This is a genomic window from Staphylococcus sp. B1(2026) (assembly GCF_058895785.1).
Genome location: NZ_JBZXTS010000019.1, coordinates 22,322 through 28,321, shown reverse-complemented (window position 1 = coordinate 28,321; position 6,000 = coordinate 22,322). Strand labels below are relative to the sequence as shown.

Annotated in this window: 4 protein-coding genes; all 4 read left to right on the top strand. The window is 30.8% G+C overall.

Translation table 11 applies throughout. The features are described from left to right. The first annotated feature begins 391 nt into the window (after positions 1-391). Genes AC5EAH_RS04630 through AC5EAH_RS04615 form a run of 4 tightly spaced genes read left to right on the top strand, consistent with a single transcriptional unit; the run spans position 392 to position 5,930 of the window. A complete protein-coding gene (locus tag AC5EAH_RS04630; RefSeq protein WP_493493594.1) occupies positions 392-3,034 on the top strand; it encodes a valine--tRNA ligase in 2,643 nt (880 codons plus the stop codon). 55 nt (positions 3,035-3,089) lie between these two features. After that, positions 3,090-3,629, top strand: a complete 540-nt coding sequence (locus AC5EAH_RS04625) for a DNA-3-methyladenine glycosylase I (RefSeq protein ID WP_493493593.1) — start codon at positions 3,090-3,092, stop codon at positions 3,627-3,629. Positions 3,630-3,634: 5 nt separating this feature from the next. After that, positions 3,635-5,728 carry a cation:proton antiporter gene (locus AC5EAH_RS04620; RefSeq protein WP_493493592.1) on the top strand — a complete coding sequence of 698 codons (2,094 nt, stop codon included), beginning with the start codon at positions 3,635-3,637 and terminating at the stop codon, positions 5,726-5,728. Position 5,729: 1 nt separating this feature from the next. After that, entirely contained in the window at positions 5,730-5,930 is a 201-nt protein-coding gene (locus AC5EAH_RS04615) for a hypothetical protein (protein WP_493493591.1), read from the top strand. Positions 5,931-6,000: the final 70 nt, after the last annotated feature.

Below are 6,000 nucleotides of genomic sequence, written 5' to 3'. Positions count from 1 at the left end.
AAATAGGCTACATCGCAATTAATTCAAATAAAAATATGCTTGACATATAGCTAAAAGTACTATATAGTAAAGAATGTATTTAATACTTTAAATGCGATGAGCCGAAGAGGAATAGCGTACCGCACGTACAGGAAGCAAAGAAGTGAATGAGACCTTTGCCGTGAGAGCTATTTGTTAGTAGTCGGTGAGTAATGGTGGTGAAACCTAAGTAGGTAAGTAGTCATCATCGTCAAAGAAACGTTACTTCTTAATGAGTGCTAAATAGTTAAGCTATTTAGAATTAAGGTGGTACCGCGAAAAAATAATTATTATCAATCCAAGTCCAATGTTTCGTCCTTATTATAGGATAATACATTGGGCTTTTTTAATTTATCAAAAAAGGAGAAATATTATGACTGAAATTAAAATGCCGACAAAATATCAGCCCCAGCAAGTAGAAGCTAATCGTTACCAATGGTGGTTAGACAAAGAAGTTTTTAAAGCGAATCGTGATAGTAAGAAAACACCGTATACGATTGTTATTCCACCACCAAATGTAACTGGTAAATTACATTTAGGACATGCTTGGGATACAACACTACAAGATATTATTACGCGTATGAAACGTATGCAAGGTTTTGATACTTTATATTTACCAGGTATGGACCATGCAGGTATTGCAACACAAGCAAAAGTAGAAGCTAAATTACGAGAAGAAGGTATTTCTCGCTATGATTTAGGGCGTGATAAATTTTTAGAAAAAACTTGGGAATGGAAAGAGGAATATGCTGATTTTATTCGTTCTCAATGGGCTAAATTAGGTTTAGGTTTAGATTATTCACGTGAACGTTTTACTTTGGATGAAGGTTTATCAGATGCTGTTAAAAAAGTATTTGTAGATTTATATAATAAAGGTATTATTTATCGTGGAGAAAAAATTATTAACTGGGACCCATCACAACGTACAGCTTTATCAAATATAGAAGTTATTTATAAAGATGTCGAAGGTGCTTTTTATCATTTGAAATATCCATTATCAGATGGATCTGGTTATTTAGATATTGCTACAACACGTCCAGAAACAATGTTTGGAGATACAGCTGTTGCAGTGCATCCAGATGATGAACGTTATCAACAATATATTGGAAAAACAGTAATGTTGCCTATAGTTAACCGAGAAATTCCTATTGTTGCAGATACTTATGTAGAAATGGATTTTGGAAGTGGTGTGGTTAAAATTACACCAGCACATGATCCAAACGATTTTGAAGTAGGAAATCGTCATGATTTACCACGTATTGTATGTATGCATGAAGATGGCACGATGAATGAACAAGCAGATAAATATAATGGTATGGATAGATTTGCTTGTCGTAAACAATTAATAAAAGATTTACAAGAAGCTGGTATTTGTTTTGAGATTGAAAAACATGTCCATTCTGTAGGTCATTCTGAACGTTCAGGTGCAGTCGTAGAGCCTTACTTATCAAAACAATGGTTTGTTGATATGTCTTCTTTATCTAAGAAAACATTAGATAATCAACAAACAGAAGGTAAAGTTCATTTTTATCCAGAACGTTTTGAAAATACTTTTAACGGTTGGATGACAAATGTTCATGATTGGGTAATTTCACGTCAATTATGGTGGGGACATCAAATCCCAGCATGGTATCATAATGAAACTGGGGAAGTATATGTTGGAGAAGTAGCACCAGAAGATAGTCATAATTGGACGCAAGATGAAGATGTGTTAGATACTTGGTTTTCAAGTGCTTTATGGCCATTCTCGACATTAAATTGGCCAAATGAAGACGATGAAGATTTTAAACATTATTTCCCAACGAATACTTTAGTTACAGGTTATGATATTATTTTCTTCTGGGTAGCACGTATGGTTTTCCAAGGGTTAGAATTTACGAATGAACGTCCATTTAAAGATGTATTATTACATGGTTTAGTACGTGATGAACAAGGTCGTAAAATGAGTAAATCACTAGGAAATGGTGTAGATCCTATGGATGTAATTGAAGAATACGGTGCCGATGCATTACGTTACTTTTTAGCAACAGGTTCAACACCAGGTCAAGATTTACGTTATATGCCCGAAAAAGTATCAGCAACATGGAATTTTATTAATAAAATTTGGAATGCTTCTCGTTTTGCATTAATGAATATGGATGGTTTAACTTACGAGCAAATTGATTTATCTGGTAAAAAATCAATTGCTGATAGTTGGATTTTAACACGTTTAAATGAAACAATTACTGATGTGACACGTTTATCAGAAAAATATGAGTTTGGTGAAGTAGGACGTATTTTATATAATTTCATTTGGGACGATGTATGTGATTGGTATATTGAAATGTCTAAATTACCATTACAAGGTGATGATGAAGAAGCTAAAGCAACGACGCGTTCTGTATTAGCTTATGTATTTGATAATGTGATGCGTTTATTACATCCATTCATGCCATTTGTTACAGAAGAAATTTGGCAAAACTTACCACATCAAGGTGATACAATTGTTACAGCAGCTTGGCCAATGGTTAAAGAAGAATATAATGATCAACAAGCATGTGAAGCGATGAATTTATTAATGGCAACAATTAGAAGTGTACGTAATATTCGAAGTGAAGTGAATACACCTATGAGTAAAGCTATTCCAATGTTAATTAAAACAGCTAATACAGCGACAACAACATTATTATTAAATAATAAAATTTGCATCGATAAGTTTTGTAATACTTCGTCATTAGTTGTAGGTGAAGAGATTAACATACCTGAACAAGTGATGTCTGCAATTATTACTAATGCAGAAATTTATTTACCATTGGAAGGTTTAATTGATACAGATAAAGAAATTGCAAGATTAGAACAAGAATTATCAAAATTACAACAAGAATTAGATCGTGTTGCTAAAAAATTAGCGAATGAAAAATTTGTTGCTTCAGCGCCAGAAGCAGTTGTAGCTAAAGAACGTGAGAAACAAATTGATTATCAAACAAAATATGATGCAGTTAAAGAACGTCTTGAGCAAATGAAAGCAAATAAATAAAATAAATCAGAGATTGGTTGTTTGCCAGTCTCTGACTTTGCATAGGAGGTTAGTGATGCAGAGATGTTCATGGGTAAATGATGATCCACTTTATCAACAATATCATGATAATGAATGGGGAGTTGTACAGAAAAATAGTTTGAAAATCTTTGAACAACTATGTTTAGAAGCAATGCAATCAGGATTGTCATGGTATATTGTTTTGAAAAAAAGAGAAAATTATCGTCAATTATTTTATCAATTCAATCCACAAAAAATTGTTGAGTTAACAGAAGATGATATTGATAATTTAATGTTAAATGAAGGGATTATTCGTCATCGTGCAAAAATAACAGCAATTATTGCAAATGCCCGAGCATATATTAATTATGAGCAACAACATGGTAAAGATAGTTTTAGCGATTTTATTTGGCAATTTACTAATCATCAACAAATTCAACAATATGAGATGATTACAGCAAATGATATGAGTCGCCAATTAGCTAAATCTTTGAAACAGTTAGGGTTTAAGTTTGTAGGACCTACTACAGTTTATGCTTTTATGCAAGCAATTGGTATGTACAATAGCCATGAATTGCAATGTGAGAGGAGGTAATATTTGTGTCGATTTTAATTACTTTAATGCTATTTGTTTTATTAGTTATAGCTGGAACAATTTTAAATAATTTATTTCCTAAAATACCTGCTGCATTATTTCAAATTATTTTAGGTGCAGCTATTACTTTTTTACCCCTACATTTAACTTTTGAATTTGAGTCTGAAATGTTTATGATGTTAGTCATTGCACCATTATTATTTTCAGATGGTTATAATGCTTCAAGGCAACATTTATGGATGTATAAACGACCTATTTTATTGATGGCAGTAGGTTTAGTCTTAGTAACTGTTTTTTTTGTAGGTTTTATGATTCATTTATTATTACCTAGTATTCCATTAGCTGCTTCTTTTGCTTTGGCAGCAATTTTATCACCAACAGATGCTGTAGCTGTTAAATCTATTACTAAGGGAATGAAATTACCTAAAGGATTGATGTCTATTTTAGAGGGTGAATCATTGTTAAATGATGCAGCAGGTTTAGTATCTTTTAATATTGCAGTCGCAGCAATATTAACTAATACTTTTTCTCTCGCAAAAGCAACACAGAATTTTTTATTTGTAGCATTAGGCGGTGCGATTTTAGGTTTAATATTAGGTGTTTTATTAGAAAGAATTAAGTATAAATTTGCACATTTAATTGGAGAAGAATCTAATGTTATGGTTATTTTTCAGTTGATGACACCAGTTGTTGTTTACTTTATTGCAGAACATTTACATGTGTCTGGTGTTATTGCAGTTGTGATTACAAGTATTATTTATAATTTTGCACGTGATTTATTTAATCAAGATGCTTTGCAAAGTGAACCTTTATTACTTATTGATGCGGGTCAAATGACTGTAGGCTATATTTTGAATGGATTTGTTTTTGTTTTTTTAGGTTATTTATTACCAGAAATAGTTTTAAAAGTTGTGCAAACACCTGAATTAAGAGGGGTGAAAGTAATGATGATTACAATAATCATTACATTAGCTTTAATTTTAGTTCGTTTCTTATTTGTTTATTTATTATATGTTCGTTTTCAAGAACATAGTTTTACGAGTGTTAAAAAAGTTGTAAAAGTATTTCGTGAGCGTAAATTAGATGTGGGTAATTATACACGTTTTGAATATGCTTTGATTACAGCATTATGTGGTATTCATGGAACGGTGACAATGGCGACCGCCTTATTAATACCAGTTGCATTGTCTAATGGTGAAGCTTTTCCATTAAGAGATACGATACTATTTATTGCAAGTGGTGTTGTACTATTGAGTATGATTATTGGAACGATTACACTACCAATCATGATTAAATCAACAGATGAACAAGATTATTTAGAACGTAATGCGATACGCCAACAAGTTATAGACGAAACCATTATTGAACTAAAAGCACGTAATTTTGAGCAAATGACTGCAAGAGAACAATTAGCATTTGCACAAGTATTAAAACAATTAGAAGAGCAACGTATTGTTTTAGATGATAATCATACTTACTTATATAAAGAAATTGAAAGAATTTATCGTTATGTACTAAGTAAAGAAAAGGACCATATGGTGAGATTAATAGAGCAATCTCCTGATAAATCTATTTTATTAAAGATATTTGATATTCATAGATTACGTCGAGCTAAATTATTAAACTATTCATTATTGCAACAAATTATTTTGCAATTAATGATTAGTTATAAACAAACAATATTTAAACGATTAAGTTTAAAATATTACTTTAAAGAAAAGTTAACACGTTCACAAAAAATGAGTAAAATAACAGATAAATTACCAAATGTTGCACAGTATTCGTCTCAATTGTATAAAGACCTAGATGATATTGTACATCAAATTATTGATGAAATTACAACAGATAAAAATAAACTTGCAGCACAATTAGTGTATGATGTTTATCGCTACTTTTCTGTAACACAATATCATATATTTATCGATAATGAAAATTATAATGAAGAATTATCTATGATTAGTAGTGAAGTTATACAATTACAAAAATATCGTGTGATGACGATGCGTAAATTAAATTTTATTAGTGAAGAAGATGCTAATCTTATTTTAAGAGATATGAATTATGAAGAAGCATTAATTTTTAATAATCAAGGAGAATAATATGAAATTAAGAACAGTAGTTTTTTGGTTGTTAGCATTACCTATATTTTTAGCGGATGCTTATAAACGTTTTATTAATCCAGAAGCACCAGACTATATTAGTGAATTAACGAATGTTATGCCTTCCGTAGTTAAAATTATACTTTTTATTATATACATTTTAGCACTATTATATTTTTTCCCGTATAGAAGAAGACGATAAAATTCATCAACAAGCAAAATCAAGCATTTAAAATGTCTGATTTTGCTTGTTTTGGTTTTATGAAAGAGTT